Source organism: Streptomyces fildesensis, from assembly GCF_016107395.1.
In the GTDB taxonomy this organism is placed as follows: domain Bacteria; phylum Actinomycetota; class Actinomycetes; order Streptomycetales; family Streptomycetaceae; genus Actinacidiphila; species Actinacidiphila fildesensis.
This window is the reverse complement of record NZ_JAAIKO010000013.1, coordinates 52,450-74,965: the sequence shown is the minus strand read 5'-3', so window position 1 is coordinate 74,965 and position 22,516 is coordinate 52,450. Positions and strand designations below refer to the sequence as shown.

Genomic DNA, 22,516 nt, shown 5'->3' with positions numbered 1-22,516 from the left:
CTCTGGCGCCTCCCCACCTGTCCACGGTAACCTCCTCCGGTCGCAAGTGACCATTACACAGGGGGGCCTGAGTGCCGGACGTCAGACGGGCTGTGCGCGAGACCATGTCGGGGCTTCCGCGCCAGTTCTGGTGGCTGTGGACCAGCACACTGGTCAGCCGGCTCGGCGGATTCGTCGTCACCTTCCTCGCGCTCTACCTGACCGTCGACCGGGGCTTCTCCGCCTCCTACGCCGGTCTCGTCGCCTCCCTCTACGGGCTCGGCGGATCGGTCGCGTCCGTCGTCGGCGGCGTTCTCGCGGACCGCGTCGGGCGGCGCGCCACCATGCTCGTCGCCCAGCTCGGCACGGCCGCGGTCACCGCCCTGCTCGGCTTCGTCACCCACCCCGTGGCGATCGCGGCGGTCGCCGGGCTCGTGGGCGTCACCAGCAACGCCTCCCGGCCGGCCCTCCAGGCGATGCTGGCCGACCTCGTGCCGCCCAAGGACCGGGTGCGGGCCTTCGCCCTCAACTACTGGGCGATCAACATCGGCTTCGGGGTCTCGGCGGGCGTCGCCGGGCTCATCGCCGCCCAGGGCTATGTCTGGCTCTTCCTGGGCGACGCGCTGATGACCCTGCTGTGCGCGGTCGTCGTCTTCTGGAAGGTCAAGGAGACGCTGCCGGCCGTCGAGGCCTCGGCGACCGTGGACGAGGAGCCCGCCGGGCTCGGCCAGGTACTGCGCGACCGGCGGTTCATGGCTCTGGTCGGGCTGACCTTCCTGCTCGGGACCGTGGGCCAGCAGGGGGCCACCACCCTGTCGGTCGACATGGGCCGTTCCGGGTTCACCGCGAGCCAGTACGGGCTGGTCATCGGCCTCAACGGACTGCTGGTCGTACTGCTCCAGATCCCGGTCACCCGCATGATGACCGGCCGCAGCCCGGCCGCGCTGCTCGCGGCCGGCACCCTGCTGATGGGCTGGGGCTTCGGCCTGACCGCGTTCGCCGGCTCCGTCGGTTTCTACGCCCTCACCGTCACGGTGTGGACGCTCGGCGAGATCGTGCACGCCCCCGCCTCGATGTCGGTCGTCGCCGACCTCGCGCCGGCACGGGCCCGCGGCCGCTACCAGGGCATGTTCTCGCTCTCCTGGTCCGCCGCCTCCTTCGTCGGCCCGCTGGCCGGCGGCTTCGCCCTCGACCACTGGGGCGGCAGCGCGGCGTGGGGAGCCTGCGCGGTCGTCGGCACGGTCGCCGCCGCCGGGTACTGGACGCTGCTGCGGACGCGGGGAACGGTGCAGAGCGCGGAAGTACTGGTGGAAGCGGTGGAGATGGAGGGGCCGGTGCCGGCCTCCGGGCCGGCACCGGCATCCGCTGCTGCCGTCAGGAGCAGCCGTTGAGGTGGCGCTGGGCCTCGTAGAGGTTCGGCGGGGTGACCGCCGGGGTGCCGTAGGACTCCAGGCGGGAGTGGAGCGGGCCGGTGAAGTCCGGGACGTCGATCTGGCCGAACGGGGTGACCTCGGAGATGCCCACCGTGGCGCTGTACGGGGCGATGTCGTCGATCCTGACGCAGCCCGCGCGGCCGTTGGCGACGGTGATGTTCCAGTGGGTGAAGCGGGCGCCGTAGAGCGGCCCGGCGCTGGCGTCGCCGCCGTGCGAGCCGTCGTTGAAAACGGTGATCTCGGTGCGGACGTTGGCGAACGGCAGTCCGCGGTGGGTGTCGAACGTCCCCATGTCCATCCGCCCGCGCGACCAGACGTTGTAGCTGGACAGGCCCTCGACGTTGATGCCGTGCAGTTGGGTGCCCGCCGGGGCGGGGATGACGGTGCGCTGGTCGATGGCGAAGTCCTCGATCAGGTTGTCGTGGGACCCCTCGCGGCAGCAGTACGGGTGGTGGCTGCCGCGCCCGGAGACGCGGGTGCGGCGGAGTGTGGAGCCCTTCGCGGCGACGAGCAGAAAGCCGTTGTCGACGTTGACGGCGTGCACGTCGTCCGCCCAGCAGTCCCACGCGCACTGCAGGACCAGGCCGTTGTAGCCCGTGTCGAGCAGATGCTGGGCCTGCGGGGTCTCCACCATCTCGATGGTGAGGCCCTCGACACCGGAGTTGACCACGGGGTCGATGAGCGTCGTCAGCTTCGGCGCCCAGCCGAGGCGCGTGTCGAGCGGCAGCGGCCGGTCGAGGGTGACGCGGTGGCCGCGGATGCCGGTGACGCGGGCCGGCCACTCGTAGGGGACGTACGAGAGCACCTTGGTCTTGTCGGACCAGTCGTAGGTGGCGGCGCCGTCCACGTCGCCCGCCATGTGGTCGAGCAGGGTGTGTCCGGCGTCGTCCGCGAGCTGGAGCAGGACGCGGTCGCCGCGCCGGAGGCGGGACGGGTCGTCGACGGTGACGGTGAAGTCGCCCTGCTTCGCGACGGCCGTGATGGCGGCCAAGGTCTGCCATTCGTCGCGCTTGTTGCCGGTCCAGCCCTCGAACGGCCAGGCCTTGGCCTTGATCGCGTCGGTGAGGGTGCGGTAACGCTCGCGCGGGCAGACCCAGACCAGGCCGCCGGCCCAGGACCAGGACGACTTGTTGCCGCCGTAGCGGCTGCCGTAGGCGCCGATGATCTCGGTGAGCGAGCGCGTCGCGAAGAGCTTGGTGGTGCCGCTGCCTTCACCGCGCAGGGTGACGTTGCTCCAGCCGAGTTGGATGACGTCGTCGATCCGGTAGGTGCCGCGCGGCAGCAGGACCGTGCCGCCGCCGCGATTGCCGACCTCGGCGATGGCCCGGTTGATGGCGGGCGCGGCGTCGGCGGAGCCGTCCGGCTTGGCGCCGTAGTGCAGGACGTTGGCGCGGACGGGGCGGCGGGGGAAGTTCCGCTCGCCGCCGTTGTAGCCCGCGCGGGCGACGTTCGGGATCTGCGGGTGGGTGTAAGGCGCGGCCTTGAACTCCGCCCAGAGGGGGGACGGCACGCTGTTCGACGGCGGTGCGGCCGGTGCGGCCGCGAAGGCGGTGCGGCTGCCGAGCGCGCCGGCGGCCACCGCCGCCGTGCTGACCTGAATTGCTCCCGTGAGCAGTCTCCTGCGACTGATCGCCATGACCCCGCCTTTCACGTATCTGAACGCCATTCAGATGTGCGACGGCATGAGGGTGCCATGTCCCGGCTGGCGGCGGGAAGGGGTCGGACCGTATTAGGTGGTGGAGCTGCAGCTTGTTCGCCGCTGTGCGGTCAGTCGTCGGTCGCCGCCGGCTTGTCCGCGCCGGTCAGATGCGTGAACGCGTCCAGGTTGCGCGTCGACTCACCGCGCGACACGCGCCAGGCGTACTCCTTGCGGATCGAGGCCGCGAATCCGAGTTCGAGAAGCGTGTTGAACGAGCCGTCCGCGTTCTCCAGGACCGCGCCGAGCAGCCGGTCGACCTCGTCGGCGGTCACGGCGGCGAGCGGGATCCGGCCGGTGAGATAGACGTCGCCGAGCCGGTCGATCGCGTAACTCACCCCGTACAGCCGGAGGTTGCGCTCCAGCAGCCAGCGGTAGACCGCTTCCTGGTTCTCGTCGGGGTGCCGGACGACGAACGCGTTGAGGGAGAGCGTGTGCTTGCCGACGATCAGCGAGCAGGTGGTGGACAGCTTGCGCGTGCCGGGGATCTTGGCGACGAAGGTGCCGGGCTGCGGGCTCTCCCACTCCAGCCCGGCCTCCTTGAGCGCCTGCTCGACGGTGTCGCGGGCGGCCTGCTCGGCCTGTCCCGCTCGTGCTGTCTGCCCCTGCTCAGCCATGAGCCGATCGTAGGTGACGGCGGTGTTCCTGCATCGCGTCGGTGTAGACGTCGGCGGTCGACGCCGCCGCCCTCCCCCAGCCGAACGCCCGGGCGTGCCGGGCGGCGGCCTCCCCCAGCTGCTCGCCGAGGTGCGGCTGGTCGATGAAGCGGCGCAGCGCCCGCGCGTAGTCGGCCGGGTCGTGGCCGGGGACCAGGAAACCGGTCTCGCCGTCCCTGACCGCCACCGACAGCCCGCCGACGGCCGCGGCGATCACCGGTGTGCCGCAGGCCTGCGCCTCTATGGCGACCAGCCCGAAGGACTCGCTGTACGAGGGCATCACCAGCACGGTCGCGGCCCGGTACCAGTCCGCGAGCCGCTGCTGGTCGACCGGCGGCTGGAACCGTACGACGTCGCTCACGCCGAGCCGCGCGGCCAGCTTGTGCAGCCGCTCCGGCTTGCTGAGGCCGCTGCCGCTGGGACCGCCGACCACCGGGACGACCAGCCGCTCGCGCAGCGACGGGTCCTCGTCCAGGAGGACCGCGACGGCGCGGAGCAGCACGTCAGGGGCCTTGAGCGGCTGGATGCGGCCCGCGAACAGCGGGATCACGGCGTCCTGCGGCAGACCGAGGCGGCCCCGGGCGGCGGCGCGGCCGTCGGCCGGGCGGAACCGGTCCAGGTTCACCCCCGGATGGACGACGGCCACCTTGGCGGGCTGCGCGCCGTAGTGCCGGACCAGTTCGTCCGCCTCTTCGTCGGTGTTCGCGATCAGCCGGTCGGCGGCCTCCACGATCTGGGTCTCGCCGATGACGCGGGCGGCCGGCTCGGGGGTGTCGCCCTCGGCGAGCGCGGCGTTCTTGACCTTCGCCATGGTGTGCATGGCGTGTACGAGGGGGACGCCCCAGCGCTCGGCCGCGAGCCAGCCGACATGGCCGGACAGCCAGTAGTGCGAGTGCACGAGGTCGTAGTGTCCGGGGCGGTGGCCGGCCTCGGCCTGCATCACCCCGTGAGTGAAGGCGCAGAGCTGGGCGGGCAGCTCCTCCTTGGCCAGTCCCTCGTAGGGGCCGGCGTCGATGTGCCGGACGAGGACGCCGGGAGCGAGCTCCACGGTGGGCGGGAGGGCGCCGGTAGTGGCGCGGGTGAAGATCTCGACCTCGATGTTGATCTCGGCGAGGCGCTTCGCGAGCTCCACGATGTAGACGTTCATCCCGCCGGCGTCGCCGGTGCCGGGCTGGTCGAGGGGCGAGGTGTGCACGCTGAGCATCGCCACGCGGCGTGGAGCGTTGCGGCCGTGGGCGGGCCAGCGCAGTCGGCGCGACTGCGCGTGACCGCGCGATTGCGCGTAGCCGCGCAGGGCACCGAGCCGTGCCATGTGCTGGGTCACGCCGCTCTCCATTCGGCCGGACGGGTCCGTTCAACCGTGGAACGCCGGAACCGACCGTTCCCATTTCCGCTTTGCCGAACTTTTTCCGTGGGGTGCGGGGGCCGGGGCCGATGCACCCGCGCCTGCGCCCGTGGTGCCAGCACCTACAGTCGAACCATGGCGAGACCCGTCGGCACCATCACCCGTGGCACCACGAATCCGAACCGGCTGCGCCGGATGGACCGGTGGATCGCGTGCGCGCTCGGGGCCGAGCTGCGGCGGGCGGCCGATCCGGTGGCGGTGGACCTCGGGTACGGGGCGGCGCCGTGGACGGCGGTCGAGCTGCTGGGGCGGCTGCGTACCGTCCGGCCCGATGCCGAAGTGGTCGGGCTGGAGATCGACCCCGCCCGGGTCGCCGCGGCGGAGCCGTACCGGCGGGACGGGCTGACGTTCGCGCACGGCGGGTTCGAAGTGCCTCTTCCGGACCGGCGACGGCCGGCCCTGATCCGGGCGGCGAACGTGCTGCGGCAGTACGACGAGGCCGGGGTGCCGGCCGTCTGGGACCGGCTGCGCGCCCGGCTGGCGCCCGGCGGGCTGCTCGTCGAGGGCACCTGCGACGAGATCGGCCGCCGGCATGTGTGGGTGGCGATCGGGCCTGAGGGGCCGCGCACGGTGACGTTCGCGACCCGACTGGGATCGCTGGACCGGCCGTCCGATCTGGCGGAGCGGCTGCCGAAGGCGCTGATCCACCGGAACGTCCCGGGCGAGCCGGTGCACGCGTTCCTGACGGAGTTCGACCGGGCGTGGGCGACGGCGGCGCCGTTCGCGTCACTCGGCGCGCGGCAGCGCTGGATCCGCAGTGTGCGCCTCCTGGCGGAGAGCGGCTGGCCCGTCACGGATCGCGCGGACCGCTGGCGGCAGGGCGAGGTCACGGTGCGCTGGGAGGCGCTGGCGCCGCGCGGAGCGCAGGTCTGACGAGCGCGACCCGCCGCCAATTCCCTTCTGCCCCTGTCGCATTGCGGCACCTCGTGGCACCATCCCCACCCATGTGACGATCCTGACGACCCGTCAGATACGAGGTGGTGACGATGGTGGCGAAACCATCGCGCGGCGCGACCGTCGTGTGTACGGCCCTGCTCTGCGCGGCAGCGACGCTGGCGGTGCCCGGGGCGGCGCACGCCGACCGGCCCAGGACGCTCGCCCAGGTGCAGGCCGAGGTGAACACCCTCTACCGTCAGGCGGAAGCGGCCACGGAGTCGTTCAACGCGGCCGAGGAGAAGGTGCTCGTCCAGCAGAAGAACCTGGTCGCGCTCGCCATCTCGCTGGACAACGCCCAGACGCGGCTCGGCACGCTGAACGACCAGGTGGGCGCGATGGCGCGGGCGCAGTACCGCAGCGGTGGGATGCCGGACGGGATACAGCTCGCGCTGTCCTCCGACCCCGACACGTTCCTGGACGACGCGGGCCTGGCGGAACGCGGCGCGCGGGCCGCGAACACCACCATCAGCGACCTCAAGTCCACCAAAGCGGCGCTGGACGGCTACGCGCACGCGGCCACCGCCGAATGGGAGGCCCTGGTCGAGACCCGGAAGAAGTCCGCGGCCGCCAAGGCCCAGGTCGAGTCACGGCTCGCGCAGGCGAAGGCGCTGCTGGCCTCGTTGAAGGAGCAGGAGCGCCTGCGGCTGCGGCGGCTGGAGGACGAGACCGCGTACCAGGCGCAGTTGGCGTGGACGCGGAGCGACGCGGCGAAGAAGCTGGCACAACTGCCCAAGGCGGCGGGCGACGCGAGCGCGCAGGGCAGGCGTGCGGTGGCGTTCGCGGCGGCGCAGATCGGCAGGCCGTACGAGTGGGGCGCGGACGGGCCGTCCTCGTACGACTGCTCCGGGCTGACGCAGCAGGCGTGGGCGGCGGCGGGCCGGAACATTCCGCGGACGTCGCAGGAGCAGTGGCGGCTGCTGCCGCACGTGCCGGTCGACCTGATGCGTCCCGGGGACCTGATCATCTACTTCGACGACGCCAGCCATGTGGGGATCTACGTCGGGGACGGCGCGATCGTGCACGCCCCGCGGCCCGGCAGGAACGTCACCATGGCGGGGGCGGGCTCCATGCGGATCCTGGGTGTGGTCCGTCCCGGGTGACCGATGTTGCACATGTTGTGAATGAAGTACGGAGGCCGGGTGACGTTTGTCATGCCCGGATCGTCGTATCGGAGCTGAAATCCCCTCCTGACCGCTGCATATGACACAGGCGGTTTACCTCGTGGCCTCCCGCCACACCGCGCGCTGCCGCTATGGTCGCCTGTCAATGACCCTCGGGGGGAGGGAAGGATCAGTCCGATGACCGCAACAGAGGTACCGCGCGCCGGTGAGGCGGACGGCTTCGCCGTGCTGCCCGTACCCCGGCAGCGCCAGGACGCCTCCGTGCCGGCGCTGACGCTGCTGGTCATCGGTGACGATCCGGCGGGCACCTTCACCGCGCCCGAGCTGTTCGACGGCGGCGGGACCCGGGTACGCATCCGCCGGGCCCGCAATCTCACCGAGGCCGAGCGGCTGCTCACCGACGACGTGCACTGCGTCCTGCTGGTCCTCGACGGCGACGGGCTGGAGAGCCTGCGCCGGCTGCTGCGCCTCGCGCCCACCACGGCCGTCCTCGTGCTGACCGGGGAGGATGCGGGTGAAGTGGGCGAGCCCGGTGAGGCGGTACGGATCGGCGCGCAGGACCATCTCTCCCGCGACGAGCTCGACGGCTCCCATCTGACCCGGGCGATCCGCTACGCCGTCGAGCGCAAGCGCGCCGACCTCGCGCAGCGCCAGCTCACCGAGACCCGGCTGCTCGCCCAGGAGAACTCCCGGCTGGAACGCGGACTGCTCCCCACCCCCCTGCTGGAGGGCGCGGATCTGCGCTTCGCGGCCAGGTACCGGCCGGGCCGCAGCCGCGCGCTGCTCGGCGGCGACTTCTACGACACGGTGCGCACATCGGACGGCACCGTGCACGCGATGATCGGCGATGTCTGCGGGCACGGCCCGGACGCGGCCGCGCTCGGTGTCGAACTGCGGATCGCCTGGCGGGCGTTGACGTTCGCCGGGCTCAGTGGCGACCTGCTGCTGAGCACCCTGCAGAAGGTGCTGGAGAACGAGCGCGCCGACGACGAGATCTTCGCGACGCTCTGCACGCTGGACATCGCACCGGACGGCGGGCGCGCCGATCTGTATCTGGCCGGGCACCCGGCCCCGCTGCTGACCGGCGCCGACGGGGTGCCGCGACTGCTGCCGTACGAGGCGGGCGGCCCGGCGCTCGGGCTGCTGCCGCAGGCCGCGTGGAGCCGGATCGAGGTCGAACTGGGCGCGTCCTGGAGCCTGATGCTCTACACCGACGGGCTGATCGAGGGCCGGATCGGCCAGGGCACACAGCGGCTCGGCCAGGACGGGATGGTCGGGATGATCACCCGTCAGCTGGCCGGCGGACTGCGCGGCGAGGACCTGCTGGACGCGGCCGTCACCGAGGCACGTGAGCTGAACGGCGGGGAGCTGACGGACGATGTGGCCGTCGTGCTGCTCGACCGCGTCGCCCCGGCCCGGATCCTCGGCCTGCCGGCCCAGATCCAGCGGTCCAGCGGCTGAACGCGGTCCCCGCGGGTTTCAGCGGCTGAACGGTCCGTAGGGGCCGTCACTGCTGCTGCCGCCACCGCGCCGGCCGCCGCGGCCGCCGCCGGAGACCTGCTTCAGGGCCGGGCGGACGTCGACCATGTAGACGATCACCGCGATCAGGCCGATGACCGGCAGGAACGAGAAGATCGAGAAGAACTTCATCACCACGGCGGCGAGCCCGAGAACGATCAGCCAGAACGGCTTGGTCTTCTTGTCCGCCGCGCGGTAGGTGTCCTCGCGGCGGATCGCGGAATCGATGAACGCGAACAGCGCGAAGAGGAACAGCCCCCATGACAACAGGGCCAGAACCCCGAAGAACCCCGTGATCAGCACGCCGTCCACCGCCTTGTCCGTATGGCCGAGCTCGTCCGTACGCCCGGGAAACCGTCGCCGCCACCGTACCGGTCCTGCAGGGACAACGGGCCGGGCACGCGCTGCGTGCCCGGCCCGTCCCGCTGAGAGGCGTCCTGCTGAGAAGCGTCCACTACTCGGCCGGCTTGGCCGCCGGCTTCTTGGCGGGGGCCTTCTTCGCGACGGGCTTCTTCGCCGGCGCGGGCACCGAAGCCTCGGCCGCGACGGGCTGGGCGGCCGGCCGCGGGTCGGGCTCGACCGCTACGGCGATCTCCTCGATCTCGTCGGCCACCTCGCCGCGCCAGGTCGCCACGGCGCCCTTGCCGCGCTCGGCCAGCGTGCCGTAGGTCTCCTGGACCTTCACGGCGGCCTCGGCGGCCCGGCCGACGCCCTGGAGCGCGAAGTCCTGGACGGACTCGCCGATCTTCTTCAGGTCCAGCTCGACGGAGCCGAAGGCCTCGGTCACCTTCGTCTGGGCTTCCTTGGCCTGCGCGGTGACGCGGTCCTGGAACACCTTCGTGTCGGTGTTGCGGATCTTCTCGAACCGCTCGGGGGCCTCGGCGCGGATCTTCTCGATCAGCGCGGGCACCCGCTGCAGCTTCTCGGCGGCGAGGTCGGCGGTACCGGCCACCGCGTAGAGCGGAGTCGGGTCCTTGAGCGTCTTCACAATGTCATCGGTGATCGCCATGAGGGTCCTCCCGGACGGGGGTTGTCGGCGCGTGGTCATGCGTACGGTCTGCTGGGCGCGCTGCCATGCGCGCCGGTCAAGCGGTCTTCGGCTGCACCGGGTCCGCCGGGAACGGGTCCGCCGGCAGCGGGTCCGCGGGCACCGGCTCCTCCACCACGGCGTTCTCCTTGCGGAACGACTCGTAGATCTGGATCAGTACCTGCTTCTGCCGTTCGTTGATCGTCGGATCGGCCAGGATCGCCGCGTGGACCTCCAGCTCGTCCCGGTCGCGCTCCTCGAGCATTCCGGCCTGGACGTACAGGGTCTCCGCGGAGATCCGCAGCGCCTTGGCGAGCTGCTGCAGGATCTCGGCGCTGGGCTTGCGCAGCCCGCGCTCGATCTGGCTGAGGTAGGGGTTCGAGACCCCGGCGGCGTCCGCGAGCTGCCGCAGCGACAGCTGCGCGCTGCGCCGCTGCTCCCGCAGGTACTCGCCGACGTTGCCGACGTTCAGTGAAGCCATGTCCCGATGCTGCACCATCGTTGCTAACTATTGCAAGCACATCGCTTGCAAAAGGCTCGATTGCGCCGTGTGAGAGCCGTCACGGCCTAACGCCTCACCCCGTCGGGGCGGTTCCGGCCCTGCGGCGTGCGCAGTCCGCCACCCGCTGTTCCAGCAGGGTGCGCTCGCGGGCGTTGCGGGTGAGGGCGGCGGCACGGGTGAACTCCTGCCCCGCCTCCTCGTAGCGGCCGAGCCGGGCGAGGAGATCGCCGCGGACGGTCGGCAGCAGGTGGTAGCCGGCCAGGGACGGCTCGGAGGTCAGCGTGTCGACGAGCTCCAGCCCGGTGGCGGGCCCGTACGCCATGGCGAGGGCGACCGCGCGGTTCAGCTCCACGACGGGCGACGGGGCGCGCGCGGCGAGCTGTTCGTAGAGCCCGGCGATCGCCCGCCAGTCGGTCTCCTCCGGGGTGCGGGCGCGGGCGTGGCTGGCGGCGATCGCCGCCTGCAGCGCGTACGGGCCGGGCGGGCCCCCGAGCACTGCGGCCCGCTCCAGCGCGGCGAACCCGCGGCGGATGAGCAGCAGGTCCCAGCGCGAACGGTCCTGGTCGAGCAGCAGGACCGGCTCGCCCTCCGGTCCCGTCCTGGCCGCCGACCGTGAGGTCTGGATCTCCATCAGCGCGACGAGGCCGTGCACCTCGGGCTCCTTCGGCATGAGCCCGGCCAGCACGCGGCCCAGCCGCAGCGCCTCCGCGCAGAGCGCGGGACGCATCAGGTCGTCGCCGGCGGTCGCCGCGTACCCCTCGTTGAACACCAGGTAGATGACCTCGAGGACGGACGACAGCCGGTCGGCCAGCTCCGGCCCGGCCGGCACCTCGTAGGGGACGCGGGCCTCGGCGAGCGTCTTCTTGGCCCGTACGATCCGCTGGGCGACCGTCGACTCCGGGACGAGGAACGCGCGCGCGATCTCCTCGGTCCTCAGCCCGCCCAGCAGCCGCAGCGTGAGGGCGACGCGCGCCTCGGTGGAGAGCACCGGATGGCAGGCGGTGAAGACCAGCCGCAGCAGATCGTCCTCGATGTCACCGTCGAGAACGGCCTCGACGTCGGCCGGCGCGCCGTGCCCCGCGGTCTCCAGCTCGTGCCCGAGCACGTCGATCCTGCGGGCGAGCCGTTCCTTGCGGCGCAGGAGGTCGATCGCGCGGTGCTTCGCGGTGGCCATGAGCCAGGCGCCCGGGTTGTCCGGGACGCCCGACCCGGGCCACTGCTCCAGCGCCGCGACGAGGGCGTCCTGCGCCAGCTCCTCGGCGAGGCCGATGTCGCGCACCAGCCGTACGAGACCGGCGATGAGCCGCGCCGACTCGATCCTCCACACCGCCTCGATCGCGCGGTGGGCGTCGGGGTGGGCGCTGGGTTCCGTCATGGCGACCCATCAGAGCACCCTCGTCAGCGCGACGGCAACCTTCCGCGGGAGGAGTGCGGCGGGCCGCCGGAGGCGGTCAGTCGTTCGGCCCCTCGATCTGCCGGATCTCCGACACGATCTCCCAGCCGTCACCGTGGATCCGCAGGAAGCGCGAGGCCCATTCCAGCGCCTCCTCCTTGCTCTTCGTCTCGATCATCGCGTAACCGCCGATGACTTCCTTCGCCTCGGTGAAGGGCCCGTCGATCACGGTCAGCTTGCCGCCGGAGAGCTTGATGCGGGTGCCCTCCGCGGTCGGCCGCAGACCGCCGGTGTCGAGGAGCACCCCGGCCTTCGTCATCTCCTCGATGAGCTTGCCCATGTCCTCCATCAGCTGCTCGCTGGGGACCATGTCGGTGTTCTCTTCGATCCTCAGCATCATCATGTAGCGCATCGCGGTGGCTCCTTCTCGTACGTTTTCCGTCGTGCGAACCCTGCTCCTACTGATGCGTCGAACGGGAGACGTCCGGATCGACACGTCCGCGAAAGTTTTTTCCGGGTGCTGTCGGGAGGGGTCCGCGGACTCCTCCCGACAGGGGTCCGCGGGCCAATACCTCAACGTTGGTTCATATCCGGCGCTACTGTGGCGGCCATGACCCAACTCCCCTGGAACGCCAAGGAAGCCACTGTCGGTGAACTGTCCGACCGCAGCGGCGTCCCCCCGTCCGCGCTGCGCTTCTACGAGCGCGAGGGGCTCATCCGCAGCCGGCGCACCTCGGGGAACCAGCGCCGCTACAGCCGCGACACGCTGCGCCGGGTCGCGTTCATCCGGGTCTCGCAGCGGGTCGGCATCCCGCTGGCGCGGATCCGCGAGGTCCTCGGTCTGCTGCCGGAGGGACGGACGCCGAACCGCGCGGACTGGGCGAACGTCTCGGAGTGCTGGCGCGACGACCTCAACAGCCGCATCGCCCAGCTGGAGCAACTGCGGGACCATCTCACCGACTGCATCGGCTGCGGCTGTCTGTCGATCGACAAGTGCCATCTGGCCAATCCGCACGACGCGCTCGGCGAGCAGGGGCCGGGGCCGCGCCGGCTGCTCGGCGCCTGACACCTTCCCGCTGCCCATGTGCGGATGCGGACAGAATCTGACCGCATGGATCTCTAGAGTCGAGGTATCGAGACCGAGCGAGAGGTGGCCGTCATGCCGACACTGGTGCACACGGGAAAGACCGGCGAGCAGAGCGAGCGGGACGCCCTGCTGGCCTTCCTGGAGGCACAGCGCGGCGCCCTGCGCCGGGCCGTCCTCGGCCTGACCGACGAGCAGGCCGCGTCCCGGCCGAGCGCGAGCGAGCTGTCGCTGAGCGGGTTGATCAAGCACGCGCTGGGCTGCGAGGACAACTGGGTCCAGACCACGCTGATGGGGCGGCCGCCCGCCCGCAAGCGCGACGAGTCGAACTGGCACGAGGACTTCCAACTGGTCGGCGAGGAGACCGTGGCCGGGGTGCTGGAGGAGTACGAGGCCGTGGCGCGGCAGACCGAGGAGACCATCCTCAGCCTGCCGGACCTGGAGGGCAGCGTCCCGCTGCCGGAGGCGCCGTGGTTCCCGGCCGGGATGCGGGTCAACGCCCGCTGGGTGCTGCTGCACCTCATCGAGGAGGCGGCCCGGCACGCCGGACACGCGGACATCATCCGCGAGTCGCTGGACGGGAAGACGTCGTACGTGCTGATCGCCGAGGAGACCGGCAAGGCGTTCTGACGGCGGTCAGCACGTACGGGCGTCGGCGCGGTGACGCTTCGGGTGCGCGGTGGGGCTCGGGGACCCTTCCGTGCCGGGCTCAGGGACCCTTCCGCGCCGGGCTCAGCGCGCGGCGGTCAGTTCCGCCGCGACCAGCTCCGCGACCTGGACGGCGTTGAGGGCCGCGCCCTTGCGGAGGTTGTCGCTGGAGCAGAAGAGGGCGAGGCCGTTCTCCACGGTCTCGTCCCGGCGGATCCGGCCGACGAAGGTCGGGTCCTGGCCGGCCGCCTGCAGCGGGGTGGGGATCTCGGAGCGCTCGACGCCGGGGGCGGCGGCCAGCAGCTCGTAGGCGCGCTCGACGCTGATCGGCCGCTCGAAGCGCACGTTGACCTGCAGCGAGTGCCCGGTGAAGACCGGCACGCGCACACAGGTGCCCGAGACCTTCAGCTCCGGGATCTCCAGGATCTTGCGGCTCTCGTTGCGGAGCTTCTGCTCCTCGTCGGTCTCGAAACTGCCGTCGTCGACGATCGAGCCGGCCAGCGGCAGCACGTTGAACGCGATCGGGCGGGCGTAGACGCCCGGCTCCGGCAGCTCGACGTTCTCGCCGCCGAAGGCGAGCGCGGCGGCCTGGTCGGCGATCTTGCAGATCTGGCCGTCGAGCTCGGCGACGCCGGCCACCCCGGAGCCGGAGACGGCCTGGTAGGTGGTGGCGATCAGCGCGGTCAGGCCGGCCTCGTCGTGCAGCGGGCGCAGGACCGGCATGACGGCCATCGTCGTGCAGTTCGGGTTGGCGATGATGCCCTTGGGGCGGTCCGCGATCGCGTGCGGGTTGACCTCGGACACGACCAGCGGCACCTCGGGGTCCAGCCGCCAGGCGGAGGAGTTGTCGATGACGACCGCACCGGCCGCGGCGACCTTCGGCGCCAGCGCCCGCGAAGCGGCGCCGCCCGCCGAGAACAGGACGATGTCCAGCCCGGAGTAGTCGGCCGTGGCGGCGTCCTCGATGACGATCTCGCCGTCCTGCCATGGCAGTGTGCTCCCGGCCGAACGGGCCGAGGCGAACAGCCTCAGCTCCTTCACCGGGAAGGCGCGCTCGGCGAGCACCTTGCGCATGACTCCGCCCACCTGGCCGGTCGCTCCGACGATTCCGATCCTCATGACGCCTCTCCGATCAATGCGTGCGTACGGACCCGAGTATCCCCCGCCGCGTCCCATGCCCGGAGAGCCGTCTCAAGCGATGGGCCGCCGGCCGGCAGCAGCGGCAGCCGTACGCCGGGTCCCGGGATGCGGCCGTGGGCGTGCAGCACGGCCTTGATGACGGTGGGATTCGGCTCGGCGAACACCGCCGCCGCGAGGGCCGCCAGCCGGTGCCCCAGCGCCCGGTCGCCGGTCCTGGCCAGCTCCACCCAGCGCTCGGTCAGCAGATGCGCGGAGGCGAGCACGGCACCGGCCGCGCCGAGGGCGAGCAGCGCGGGGGCGAAGACGTCGTCGCCCGCGAGGACGGCGAAGCCGGGCAGCTCGGCGCCGAGCAGCGCCACCGTGTCCTGGTCGATCCCGCCGACCGCGTGCTTCACCCCGACGACGCCGGGGATCGCGGCCAGCCGCAGCAGCGCCTCGATGCCGAGCGTCTGCCCGGTGCGGTACGGAATGTTGTAGATGATCAACGGCACCGGGCTGTCCGCCGCCAACGCCTCGACGTGCGCGACCACCCCGGCCTCGGAGGGCCGGGTGAAGTACGGCACAGGAACGAGCGCGGCCGCCGCCTCGGTGCCCGCGAGCGCGCGCAGCTCCGCGCCGGAGCGCCGGGTGTCGTTCGATCCGGCGCCAACCGTCAGCCAGGCCCCTCGCTCCCGGCACACCCTGCCGACGATCGCGGTGACCGTGCCGCGCTCCTCCGCGTCGAGCGTCGCGGCCTCGGCCGTGGTGCCGAGCGCGACGAGTCCGGCCGCGCCCCCGTCGAGGGCGCTGTGCGCGAGACCTTCCAGCGCGGCGGCGGCCACCGTCCCGTCGGCGTCGAAGGGCGTGATCAAGGGCACGTGGATGCCGCCGAGCGGCCGGTCTAGGTCCATCCGTCGAGCGTGACGCACAACGACAGTAAAGGTCCAGTTAATAGTTCTCCGCTGCATAGGTAAGCAACGCTGCACCGATGTGCGGCACCGACCCGGATGACGCGGATATCGGGTCGACGCCACCGCCCCCGCCTGGCAGCCTCGCCGCCATGGACGACGACACCTATGAGATCTCGACGGACCCCGCCCGGCTGGATGCCGCCCGCATCCACCACTGGCTCTCCACCGACGCCTACTGGGCGCTGGGCCGGAGCCGCGAGAAGCAGGACAGCGCCATCGCGAACTCACTCAACTTCGGCCTCTACGACACCGTCTCCGGCGCCCAGCTCGCCTACGCCCGTGTCGTCACCGACCACACCACCTTCGCCTGGCTCTGCGACGTCTACGTCGACCCGGCCACCCGCGGCAAAGGCCTCGGCGTCGCCCTGGTGACCGCCGTCCGCGACCACCTCGCCCCCTCCGGCCTGCGCCGCATCCTCCTCGCCACCGCCGACGCCCACGGCGTCTACGCGAAGATCGGCTTCGAACCGCTCACCGACCCGGCCAAGTGGATGGCCCTCGGCCTGCAGTGACGGGCGAGGCGTGCCGGCTGTGCCACGCCTCGAAGGCGGCCTCCACGGCCACCCGGGAGGGGACCTTGTCCAGGCCCAGTGGCTCCTGCGCGTCCCGCAGCGCGCGCACGACGACGGCGGCCACCTGCCCCAGCTGCGCGTAGTCGAGTGCGGCGTCCAGACCTGTCGCCCCACGGATGACGTCCGTGATGACGGATTGGACGCGCTTGTAGGCCAGGTAGTGCGGCAGATCCTCACCGGCCCCCCGCCCGGCCTCCTCCCCCACCGCCCGCAGCCAGCGCGCGATCATCTCGCGCCGCTGCGCACTCGGATAGCGCATGAGGTGCAGATGCGTGGCGAGGTCGTACAGCGGATCGCCGATCAGGGCGAGTTCCCAGTCGATGGTCCACAGCGCGTCGGCGCTGTCCACGATGAAATTCTCGCAGTGCAGGTCGCCGTGGAGCAGACGGAACGAGCGCGGGGTCAGTTCCGGCAGACGGCCCTCGAAGGCGCTCAGCGCGTCCTCGCGCACGTCGAGGTCGGCCAGCAGGCCGGAGAACCTCTCGCGGTGGGGCGCGTAGACGTGTTCGAGGGTGAAGTGCACGACCCGGCGCAGGAATCCGGTGGAGCTCTCCGCACGGGGCAGGTCGTCACAGGTGCAGAGGCGGAGCCGTTCCTTCGGAAGCCGGGCGGTGTCGCACGCCACGAGGTGCTGGAACAGCTCCTCGATCTGGTCGAGGAATCCCGCAGCCACCGTTCTGCCGCCGCTCGCGCTCCGCAGACTGCCCAGTGTCCGGCCCTCGATGAAGACCGTGGTGGACATGTGGTCGTCGATGACGGCGACCGGCGGGATATGCGGGATGCAGCCCTGGAGCGCGGAGATCAGCTGGTCCTCCGAGGGGAACAGCCGCAGGTCGAACCAGAAGACCCCGGGCCTCGGTTCACGCAGCTTCAGCCGGTGGAACTGCAGGCCGGGCCGGGACACGGCGTCCGGGCTGACCGCGTAGGTCACATTGTGGTAGCCCGGAAAGGGGCCCTCCACCCGGTCCGTTCCCGCTGGGGGACGGAGCCTCGCCACTGTCGTCGTGGTCACCGGATTCCTAGGCTGTGTCTGACGGTGTCGGAGAACTGCTCATGAGAAATACTGATGAGAACCGTCCGCCCCACGCGGCGTGTGTGGCGTCGACAGTAGTGGCCGAGCACCGTCCCACGTCACCCTTAACGGACCCCGTACGCACTTAACGAACCACGGTTACGGTTGCCGGCGCTCTTCTTGCCGACGCTCTTCGAAGAGGTGCACGAGCGCGTCGGTGATGTGCCTGGCTCCGGCGTCCTCCAGCTCCCGCTGCTTCCTGGCGTCGTTCGCATAGCCAAGGAAGGTGACACCGGCTCCTTGAGCCGCGCTGCAGTCGTCGGCGGAGTCGCCGATCATCAGGCAGTCGCGAGCCCGTGCACCCGTAGTCCGCATCGCCTCTTTAAGGCAGGACGGATCGGGCTTCATCAGGAGGGTGTCTCCGAGCCGCCCGTGCACATGAGCGCCGAAGAACTCGGCCAGCCCCATGCGCCTCAGATACAGATTAGCCGCGGCGGCGGAGTTGTTGGTCGTCACCGCGACCTTCTTGCCGTGTCCGACAAGCCACACGACCAGTTCGTGCGCGTGTTCGGTCGGCACGGCGGAGCCGGCGGCCCGGATCTCCTCCGTGGTGAGGAGCCGGTCCAGTTCGGCGACCCGATGGGCCGAAGGAGTGCCCTCGTAGGCCCGCGCCGTGTCCCGCAGCACCTGGAGCGGGTTGTCCGGGTCGCTCAACGGTGGTGCCAGCCCCCAGCTGTCGATACTGCGCCGCAGGACGCGGGCCACCTCGTGCGCCTTGTGGTTGCCGAAGAGGCTGGCCAGCGGACCGTCGAAATCGAACAGCACACATCCAGCGGCGGCTATGAGTTCTCGACGGGCCCGCCGGCCAACGGCGGAGGACGGGCGGAAGGTCACTCGAAGAGTCTCAACGGCTCGGCAATGGTTGACCAGATGGAATCGAACCAATCCTGCGACCGCCTCACGTATTCGGCGCTGTACGGGTCGGGTCCCGCCCCGGCCGCGGAGTAGTGGAAGAGGGTGGCCCCGAGCCCCAGGAAGTCATAGATCTCCATGTCCTCCCCGCGGTAGGACACGGTGCGCTCGACAACCTTGTAGTAGCCGAAGAGCGCTTCCGTCCCGTTGAGCAGGTAGAGCTTGTTCACCGGGCTGACCTTCACGGATCTGATCTCGACGGACACCTCGGTCACCAGGCCCAGGTCCTTCAGCCGGCCGACGGAGCTCTGCAGGCCGGTTGCGTGGCTCTGCGCCAGCCGCCGCAGCCGCTCCAGCGGGCGCCCGTCCCCCGGGTCGCCGACGAGCCGCGGAACGGCCAGCTGGGCGCCCGGCTCCGGCAGCAGCAGCCGCACCGCCACGGACTGCGGAGGGTCGATCTCAGCTGCCTGGATGCTCCGGATCGGGCCCTGCAACGCCGAGTTCAGCGTCTCCGCGGTGAGCGAGAAGGAGTCCAGGGTGACCCGGGGCTCGCGGAACGCGGCTTCGAGATGCTCGGCCAGCTCGACCCCCGCCGGACCGGGCCCCGAATGCGACCGCCCCTCGTGGTCCGGCCGGGACGAGGTCCCACCGCGCAGGACGTACGACCCCCGGCCGCGCTGGGAGTCGATGTAGTCGCCCTTGCGGAGCTCGTCCAGGGCCCGTTGAACGGTGGCCCGGGACACCTTGAACCGCCTGCTCAGGGCGTCCTGGGTCGGGATCTGATCGCCGGCGGCCAGCACCCCGCTGTCCATCTCGGCACGTAGTTCATTCGCGATGCGCCGAAAGGGCGGCACCGCGCCATCATGCCCCGAGCTTGTCGGACTCATGCATTCCAGGCTACAACTCTCCATCAACTTATGGGAGTTGACTGACTCGAGTTTGTGGATCTCAGTCAACTGGGGAAAACACGAAGTAGTAGCTCAGTCGACTTCCGACTTGCAGATGAGTTGTCGAAGTTGACGCAACGGGGGTCAGCGTCATCAACCGTCCAACGGCGTACGGGACATACCGCCACCACCCGCCTTCTGCCACCGCTCAGCGCCACGAAGGAGGGACCTGCCATGCCCGTTCTCGGATTCGCTTTCGAGCAGTTCGTCCAGTGGAGGTACGGCGCCGCCTGGGCTGTCGTCTTCGGACTGATCGCCCTTGACCGCAAGGACCGGGGCACCACCTACACCTGCATCGCGCTCACCGGGATCGCGATCCTGATGGCGCAGTAGGCCGCCCCCGCGGGGCCCGGCGGTCAGAAGCCGTCCGGGGTCCAGGGGCGGCGGGGGGTGCGGAAGAGGGTGTCCGCGCGGGTTGCCGCACCGGGGCGTTCCTCGGTGACGCGGCCCAGGGCGGTCAGCCGCAGGACGGACTCGTCGCCCAGGTACAGCGTTCCCAGCTCGGCGATGTCGAAGGAGAGATCGGCGTCGTCACGGGTCGGGGTGCAGGTGGCCCTGCCGTCGGCGTCCGTCTCCAGGCGGAAGCGGCCGCCGGCCAGGTCCGCGGCGTCGTGCAGGTCCAGGACGAGGGAACCGGCGCCGGTGTAGGTGCGGGCCTCCAGGGCGCGCGGGGTGTCGAGGACCCGGAGCCACATGAAGTCGGCGTTCGTCTCGACCTTGGCGGAGCGCGGGTCGCCGAGCAGCAGGGGCATGATGTCGTCGGGGGCGCGATAGCCGGACTTCAGCTCGGTGACCCAGTCGACGGAGAACAGATAACGCCACAGCGCGAGCTCGGCGGCCGGGGAGGCCGCGATCAGCTTGCCCGTCTCCAGCGTCACCCTGGGGAACTTGTTCGACCACCGGTGGTCCGTGATCGAGTACGTGGCCAGGCCGTCGACCTGGCCGGAGGCGTCCCGGTACACCGCGTAGAAGGGTTCCTTCCAGGGCATGGACGGGAACGTCAGCAGGCCGGTGTCCATGTCCCACCACCGGTCGGTGCGGTCGATCGCCCCGGGCGTCAGCCGCCGGACCCGCTCATGGAGTTCGGGGCCGATCTTGCGGATCTCGGCGGGCGTCATCAGGTCGACCCTGCCCTCGGCGGGCCCCGCCCAGCGGCGGTCGAGACCGGACCGGGGGACGTCGACGTCCCACTCGTTGATCCACGTCGCCGGGCCGAAGCCGTAGCGGCCGTAGATCGGGTACTCGGCGGCGATCAGGATCGCCACCGCCTCGCCGCGCTCCTTGGCGTCCGTCAGGTCGCGGGACATCATGCGGGTCAGCAGGCCGCGTCTGCGGTGCGTCGCGGTGACCGAGACGTTGGTGACGGCACTGGCGGCGAGCAACTCGCCGCCCGGCGCGGTGAGCTCACGCGGCATGCTGCGGAAGGTGGCCACGCAGCGGCCCTCGTCGAACACGCCCTGGGTGCGTTCCAGGTCGATCCCCGGCCTGCGGGCGGTGACCTCCTCCGGGGTGACGGTCGGCGGCATCAGGAACGCGTTGTTCAGCGCGCGCAGCCATTCCGGCAGATCCGATGCGGCGAGGGTGCGGAGGTCGGGGCTCATCTCTCGAACGTATGCGGAGGCGGGGTGACGCGCATCCGGATTTTCCGCGGAGGAGGGGCGATTGACGTGACCACCGGTGCGCCGGGCGCGACGCGGCCGTCCCGTCGTTGGCCCGCCGGGCCTCAGAAGACCGCGCGCACCTCGCCGACCCGTTCCCCGCCGCCCAGCAGCGGCGAGTCGGCGATCCGGGCGAGCACCGGCGAATCCACTCCCAGCAGCTCCAACGCCCTTGCCAGCACCGGCCCGAGCGCCCGTCTGCTCCCGTCGTCGACCTTGAACGCCAGCGCCCGGCCGTCCGGCAGCGCCACCGCCTGGACCGACTCCGCGCCCACCTTGGCGAGTACGCCCGGGACTTCCCGCATCAGCCAGGTGTCCGCCCGCCGGGTGCCCGCGACGTACTCGGGGTGGGCCCGCATCGCGTCGGCGACCTTCCGCTCGGGGGTGCCCTCCGGTGCGCCGACGCAGCGGGCGAACGCCCGCGCCAGCCCGGTGAGGCTCAGCGCCGCGACCGGCGCCCCACAGCCGTCGACGCCCACCCGCTCGACCGGTTCGCCGCTCAGGTCGCCCAACACGTCCAGCACCAGGCGTTGCAAGGGGTGGCCGGGGTCCGGATACGTCTCCAGGGGCCAGCCGTTGACCACACAGGCGGCGAGCATCGCGGCGTGCTTGCCGGAACAGTTCATGAGGATCCGCTCGCGGCCGCCGCCGTCCCGCAGCCACTGTTCCGCCGCCTCGACGTCCAGCGGCAGGTCCGGGGGATTGCGCAGCGCCGACTCCGTCAGGCCCGCGCCCGCCAGGATCTTCCGTACGCCCTCCACATGGAACGGCTCGCCCGAGTGGCTGGCCGCGGCGAGCGCCAGCAGTTCGCCGTCCAGACCGACCCCGGCCCGCAGCATCGCCGCCGCCTGCATCGGCTTGTTGCACGACCGGGGGAAGACCGGCGACGTCACGTCGCCGAGCGTCGGCCCGACGCGGCCGTCCGCGTCCAGCACGACCAGCGAGCCGCGGTGCAGCCCCTCCACGAAGCCCGACCGGACGACTTCCGCCAGCACCGGATGGGGACGCTCCACCGCGCTCAAGCCCGCGCCCCGGTTCGCGCCCCGGCCCGGGTCCTGACCCGGGTCCTGGCCTGCCGCTGCGGTTGACCGGTCGTCATCGCCGTCAGCCCTCGGCGAGCAGGTCGTCCACGCTTGCTTCCCCGTCACGGTATCGGCGGGTGATCTCCGCGCTGCAGCCGTCGACCGTCCGCTGGAGGGTCTGCCGGCGCCGGGAGACCTGCTGCTCATGGCGGACGAGGCGCCCCATTCCCTCGTGCAGGTCCTGGTCCGTCCGGGCGTCGAGGTCCGACAGTTCGACCTCGGAGAGCATCTCCTCGGCCAGCCGCCGGACCCGCTCGGTGAGCGGCGTGCCCAGCGTCACGTGCCGGGCGGAGGAGCGGTGCAGGGACGGCGCGTCGGTCAGGATCTCCGGCAGCCGGTCCAGCAGCGGAGCGTCCGGCGCCGTGCGGCGCCCCAGCTCCGCCCGCAGGATGTCGATCCGGCCGTGCAGCAGTCGGCGCACATACGACAGATCCGCCTCCTCCTGCTGCGCGTCGCGTCGCAGGGTGCGCAGGGCGCCGAGGCCCAGCGCCCCCATCTCGGGCTCCGGGACGTCCGCGGCGAGCGGGCTGCGCGGACCCGGGGGCCGCGGCCCCAGTGCGTCGGCCTTCAGCATGTGATGGCCCTTCTCGATGGGCGCGGTCGGTGCGATCGGTGCGGTGGTACCGGATGTCTCTCCAGCGCCGGGTGTGGTCATGCCTGTCGTCCCCTCGTCGCGGCCGGAGCCGCCCAGGTTCCGATGGTCCCACTGCCTGCGGACACCCCGCAGCGACTCTGCACCCGAACGGCCCCGACGGCGGGCGTGCTTGGCGTCCAACCGGGCGTACGACCTGCGGTCGCGTGCGCCCCCTCACCCGTGCGAGTGGTGTTGGCACATGCACGGGACA

General features: G+C 71.5%; 24 protein-coding genes. 8 read left to right on the top strand and 16 right to left on the bottom strand.

Translation table 11 applies throughout. The features are described 5' to 3' along the window. Window positions 1–104: 104 nt before the first annotated feature. Window positions 105–1,370, top strand: coding sequence for an MDR family MFS transporter (locus C6N31_RS19790; protein WP_138354149.1), 1,266 nt, complete (start codon window positions 105–107; stop codon window positions 1,368–1,370). On the opposite strand, the gene C6N31_RS19785 is transcribed toward C6N31_RS19790, so the two are convergent. From C6N31_RS19785 to mshA, 3 genes are all read right to left on the bottom strand, one after another. Beyond that, window positions 1,354–3,048 (bottom strand): glycosyl hydrolase family 28-related protein, encoded by a 1,695-nt coding sequence (locus C6N31_RS19785; RefSeq protein ID WP_138354078.1) that lies wholly within the window; start codon window positions 3,046–3,048, stop codon window positions 1,354–1,356. The two genes, C6N31_RS19790 and C6N31_RS19785, sit on opposite strands and share 17 nt — an antisense overlap. Before the next feature lie 131 nt (window positions 3,049–3,179). Further along, a complete protein-coding gene (locus C6N31_RS19780; protein WP_138354077.1) occupies window positions 3,180–3,725 on the bottom strand; it encodes a type III secretion system chaperone family protein in 546 nt (181 codons plus the stop codon). Continuing rightward, complete coding sequence (gene mshA / locus C6N31_RS19775) at window positions 3,718–5,088, bottom strand: D-inositol-3-phosphate glycosyltransferase (RefSeq protein ID WP_381587288.1); 1,371 nt, start codon at window positions 5,086–5,088, stop codon at window positions 3,718–3,720. The genes C6N31_RS19780 and mshA overlap by 8 nt, the downstream gene beginning before the upstream one ends. 156 nt (window positions 5,089–5,244) lie before the next feature. Between mshA and C6N31_RS19770 the strand changes: the two genes are divergently transcribed. The 3 genes from C6N31_RS19770 (at window position 5,245) to C6N31_RS19760 (ending at window position 8,687) form a co-directional block, all read left to right on the top strand. Continuing rightward, the gene (locus tag C6N31_RS19770; RefSeq protein ID WP_138354076.1) at window positions 5,245–6,042 is read left to right on the top strand and encodes a class I SAM-dependent methyltransferase; all 798 of its coding nucleotides are present in this window, start codon (window positions 5,245–5,247) and stop codon (window positions 6,040–6,042) included. Between the two features lie 113 nt (window positions 6,043–6,155). Continuing rightward, entirely contained in the window at window positions 6,156–7,205 is a 1,050-nt protein-coding gene (locus tag C6N31_RS19765; RefSeq protein WP_198357924.1) for a C40 family peptidase, read from the top strand. A 198-nt stretch (window positions 7,206–7,403) separates the two neighbouring features. After that, the gene (locus tag C6N31_RS19760) at window positions 7,404–8,687 is read left to right on the top strand and encodes a PP2C family protein-serine/threonine phosphatase (RefSeq protein ID WP_138354074.1); all 1,284 of its coding nucleotides are present in this window, start codon (window positions 7,404–7,406) and stop codon (window positions 8,685–8,687) included. 18 nt (window positions 8,688–8,705) lie between these two features. Here C6N31_RS19760 and C6N31_RS19755 read toward each other — a convergent pair whose 3' ends face one another. From C6N31_RS19755 to C6N31_RS19735, 5 genes are all read right to left on the bottom strand, one after another. After that, window positions 8,706–9,047, bottom strand: a complete 342-nt coding sequence (locus tag C6N31_RS19755; protein ID WP_198357937.1) for a DUF2516 family protein — start codon at window positions 9,045–9,047, stop codon at window positions 8,706–8,708. A gap of 151 nt (window positions 9,048–9,198) precedes the next feature. Further along, window positions 9,199–9,753 (bottom strand): hypothetical protein, encoded by a 555-nt coding sequence (locus C6N31_RS19750; RefSeq protein WP_138354073.1) that lies wholly within the window; start codon window positions 9,751–9,753, stop codon window positions 9,199–9,201. 76 nt (window positions 9,754–9,829) lie between these two features. After that, window positions 9,830–10,252 carry a helix-turn-helix domain-containing protein gene (locus C6N31_RS19745; protein WP_232485410.1) on the bottom strand — a complete coding sequence of 141 codons (423 nt, stop codon included), beginning with the start codon at window positions 10,250–10,252 and terminating at the stop codon, window positions 9,830–9,832. Window positions 10,253–10,346: 94 nt separating this feature from the next. Beyond that, window positions 10,347–11,648, bottom strand: coding sequence for an RNA polymerase sigma factor (locus C6N31_RS19740; protein WP_138354072.1), 1,302 nt, complete (start codon window positions 11,646–11,648; stop codon window positions 10,347–10,349). A 76-nt stretch (window positions 11,649–11,724) separates the two neighbouring features. Beyond that, the gene (locus C6N31_RS19735) at window positions 11,725–12,078 is read right to left on the bottom strand and encodes a YciI family protein (protein WP_138354071.1); all 354 of its coding nucleotides are present in this window, start codon (window positions 12,076–12,078) and stop codon (window positions 11,725–11,727) included. Window positions 12,079–12,276: 198 nt separating this feature from the next. On the opposite strand from C6N31_RS19735, the gene soxR reads away from it, so the two are divergent. Together soxR and C6N31_RS19725 are read left to right on the top strand one after the other, a co-directional pair. Continuing rightward, a complete protein-coding gene (gene soxR, locus C6N31_RS19730; protein WP_138354070.1) occupies window positions 12,277–12,732 on the top strand; it encodes a redox-sensitive transcriptional activator SoxR in 456 nt (151 codons plus the stop codon). Window positions 12,733–12,825: 93 nt separating this feature from the next. Next, the gene (locus tag C6N31_RS19725) at window positions 12,826–13,380 is read left to right on the top strand and encodes a DinB family protein (RefSeq protein WP_138354069.1); all 555 of its coding nucleotides are present in this window, start codon (window positions 12,826–12,828) and stop codon (window positions 13,378–13,380) included. Window positions 13,381–13,482: 102 nt separating this feature from the next. On the opposite strand, the gene C6N31_RS19720 is transcribed toward C6N31_RS19725, so the two are convergent. Both C6N31_RS19720 and C6N31_RS19715 read right to left on the bottom strand, forming a co-directional pair. Beyond that, window positions 13,483–14,517 carry an aspartate-semialdehyde dehydrogenase gene (locus C6N31_RS19720; RefSeq protein ID WP_138354068.1) on the bottom strand — a complete coding sequence of 345 codons (1,035 nt, stop codon included), beginning with the start codon at window positions 14,515–14,517 and terminating at the stop codon, window positions 13,483–13,485. Then, on the bottom strand, window positions 14,514–15,428 hold the full coding sequence (locus C6N31_RS19715) for a dihydrodipicolinate synthase family protein (protein ID WP_138354067.1): 915 nt from the start codon (window positions 15,426–15,428) through the stop codon (window positions 14,514–14,516). Before C6N31_RS19715 ends, C6N31_RS19720 begins: the two co-directional genes overlap by 4 nt. 149 nt (window positions 15,429–15,577) lie before the next feature. Between C6N31_RS19715 and C6N31_RS19710 the strand changes: the two genes are divergently transcribed. Then, window positions 15,578–16,000: a GNAT family N-acetyltransferase gene (locus C6N31_RS19710; protein ID WP_138354066.1), complete on the top strand. Its 423-nt coding sequence runs from the start codon at window positions 15,578–15,580 to the stop codon at window positions 15,998–16,000. Here the strand turns inward: C6N31_RS19710 and C6N31_RS19705 are convergent. From C6N31_RS19705 to C6N31_RS19695, 3 genes are all read right to left on the bottom strand, one after another. Continuing rightward, complete coding sequence (locus C6N31_RS19705; protein WP_138354065.1) at window positions 15,960–17,021, bottom strand: phosphotransferase; 1,062 nt, start codon at window positions 17,019–17,021, stop codon at window positions 15,960–15,962. The genes C6N31_RS19710 and C6N31_RS19705 overlap by 41 nt on opposite strands. Window positions 17,022–17,231: 210 nt before the next feature. Next, entirely contained in the window at window positions 17,232–17,897 is a 666-nt protein-coding gene (locus C6N31_RS19700; RefSeq protein ID WP_187144967.1) for an HAD family hydrolase, read from the bottom strand. 65 nt (window positions 17,898–17,962) lie between these two features. Beyond that, on the bottom strand, window positions 17,963–18,838 hold the full coding sequence (locus C6N31_RS19695) for a GntR family transcriptional regulator (RefSeq protein ID WP_187144966.1): 876 nt from the start codon (window positions 18,836–18,838) through the stop codon (window positions 17,963–17,965). 267 nt (window positions 18,839–19,105) lie between these two features. Between C6N31_RS19695 and C6N31_RS19690 the strand changes: the two genes are divergently transcribed. Then, the gene (locus C6N31_RS19690; protein ID WP_187144965.1) at window positions 19,106–19,264 is read left to right on the top strand and encodes a hypothetical protein; all 159 of its coding nucleotides are present in this window, start codon (window positions 19,106–19,108) and stop codon (window positions 19,262–19,264) included. Between the two features lie 23 nt (window positions 19,265–19,287). On the opposite strand, the gene C6N31_RS19685 is transcribed toward C6N31_RS19690, so the two are convergent. The 3 genes from C6N31_RS19685 to C6N31_RS19675 all read right to left on the bottom strand — a co-directional run bounded on the left by C6N31_RS19685 (window position 19,288) and on the right by C6N31_RS19675 (window position 22,326). Continuing rightward, window positions 19,288–20,532 carry a GNAT family N-acetyltransferase gene (locus C6N31_RS19685; protein ID WP_138354062.1) on the bottom strand — a complete coding sequence of 415 codons (1,245 nt, stop codon included), beginning with the start codon at window positions 20,530–20,532 and terminating at the stop codon, window positions 19,288–19,290. A 122-nt stretch (window positions 20,533–20,654) separates the two neighbouring features. Beyond that, entirely contained in the window at window positions 20,655–21,611 is a 957-nt protein-coding gene (locus C6N31_RS19680) for an asparaginase (protein ID WP_187145376.1), read from the bottom strand. Between the two features lie 82 nt (window positions 21,612–21,693). Continuing rightward, complete coding sequence (locus C6N31_RS19675; RefSeq protein WP_381587296.1) at window positions 21,694–22,326, bottom strand: RsiG family protein; 633 nt, start codon at window positions 22,324–22,326, stop codon at window positions 21,694–21,696. Between the last annotated feature and the right edge of the window lie 190 nt (window positions 22,327–22,516).

What these genes read in the sequence shown, in the direction of transcription:
- C6N31_RS19760 (WP_138354074.1), top strand. Translation starts at nt 7,404, where the DNA reads ATGACCGCAACAGAGGTACCGCGCGCCGGTGAGGCGGACGGCTTCGCC.
- C6N31_RS19770 (WP_138354076.1), top strand. Translation starts at nt 5,245, where the DNA reads ATGGCGAGACCCGTCGGCACCATCACCCGTGGCACCACGAATCCGAAC.
- C6N31_RS19720 (WP_138354068.1), bottom strand. Translation starts at nt 14,517, where the DNA reads ATGAGGATCGGAATCGTCGGAGCGACCGGCCAGGTGGGCGGAGTCATG.
- C6N31_RS19735 (WP_138354071.1), bottom strand. Translation starts at nt 12,078, where the DNA reads ATGCGCTACATGATGATGCTGAGGATCGAAGAGAACACCGACATGGTC.
- C6N31_RS19725 (WP_138354069.1), top strand. Translation starts at nt 12,826, where the DNA reads ATGCCGACACTGGTGCACACGGGAAAGACCGGCGAGCAGAGCGAGCGG.
- C6N31_RS19765 (WP_198357924.1), top strand. Translation starts at nt 6,156, where the DNA reads ATGGTGGCGAAACCATCGCGCGGCGCGACCGTCGTGTGTACGGCCCTG.
- C6N31_RS19780 (WP_138354077.1), bottom strand. Translation starts at nt 3,725, where the DNA reads ATGGCTGAGCAGGGGCAGACAGCACGAGCGGGACAGGCCGAGCAGGCC.
- C6N31_RS19675 (WP_381587296.1), bottom strand. Translation starts at nt 22,326, where the DNA reads ATGACCACACCCGGCGCTGGAGAGACATCCGGTACCACCGCACCGATC.
- C6N31_RS19740 (WP_138354072.1), bottom strand. Translation starts at nt 11,648, where the DNA reads ATGACGGAACCCAGCGCCCACCCCGACGCCCACCGCGCGATCGAGGCG.
- C6N31_RS19710 (WP_138354066.1), top strand. Translation starts at nt 15,578, where the DNA reads ATGGACGACGACACCTATGAGATCTCGACGGACCCCGCCCGGCTGGAT.
- C6N31_RS19715 (WP_138354067.1), bottom strand. Translation starts at nt 15,428, where the DNA reads ATGGACCTAGACCGGCCGCTCGGCGGCATCCACGTGCCCTTGATCACG.
- C6N31_RS19790 (WP_138354149.1), top strand. Translation starts at nt 105, where the DNA reads ATGTCGGGGCTTCCGCGCCAGTTCTGGTGGCTGTGGACCAGCACACTG.
- C6N31_RS19785 (WP_138354078.1), bottom strand. Translation starts at nt 3,048, where the DNA reads ATGGCGATCAGTCGCAGGAGACTGCTCACGGGAGCAATTCAGGTCAGC.
- C6N31_RS19690 (WP_187144965.1), top strand. Translation starts at nt 19,106, where the DNA reads ATGCCCGTTCTCGGATTCGCTTTCGAGCAGTTCGTCCAGTGGAGGTAC.
- C6N31_RS19745 (WP_232485410.1), bottom strand. Translation starts at nt 10,252, where the DNA reads ATGGCTTCACTGAACGTCGGCAACGTCGGCGAGTACCTGCGGGAGCAG.
- C6N31_RS19685 (WP_138354062.1), bottom strand. Translation starts at nt 20,532, where the DNA reads ATGAGCCCCGACCTCCGCACCCTCGCCGCATCGGATCTGCCGGAATGG.
- C6N31_RS19750 (WP_138354073.1), bottom strand. Translation starts at nt 9,753, where the DNA reads ATGGCGATCACCGATGACATTGTGAAGACGCTCAAGGACCCGACTCCG.
- soxR (WP_138354070.1), top strand. Translation starts at nt 12,277, where the DNA reads ATGACCCAACTCCCCTGGAACGCCAAGGAAGCCACTGTCGGTGAACTG.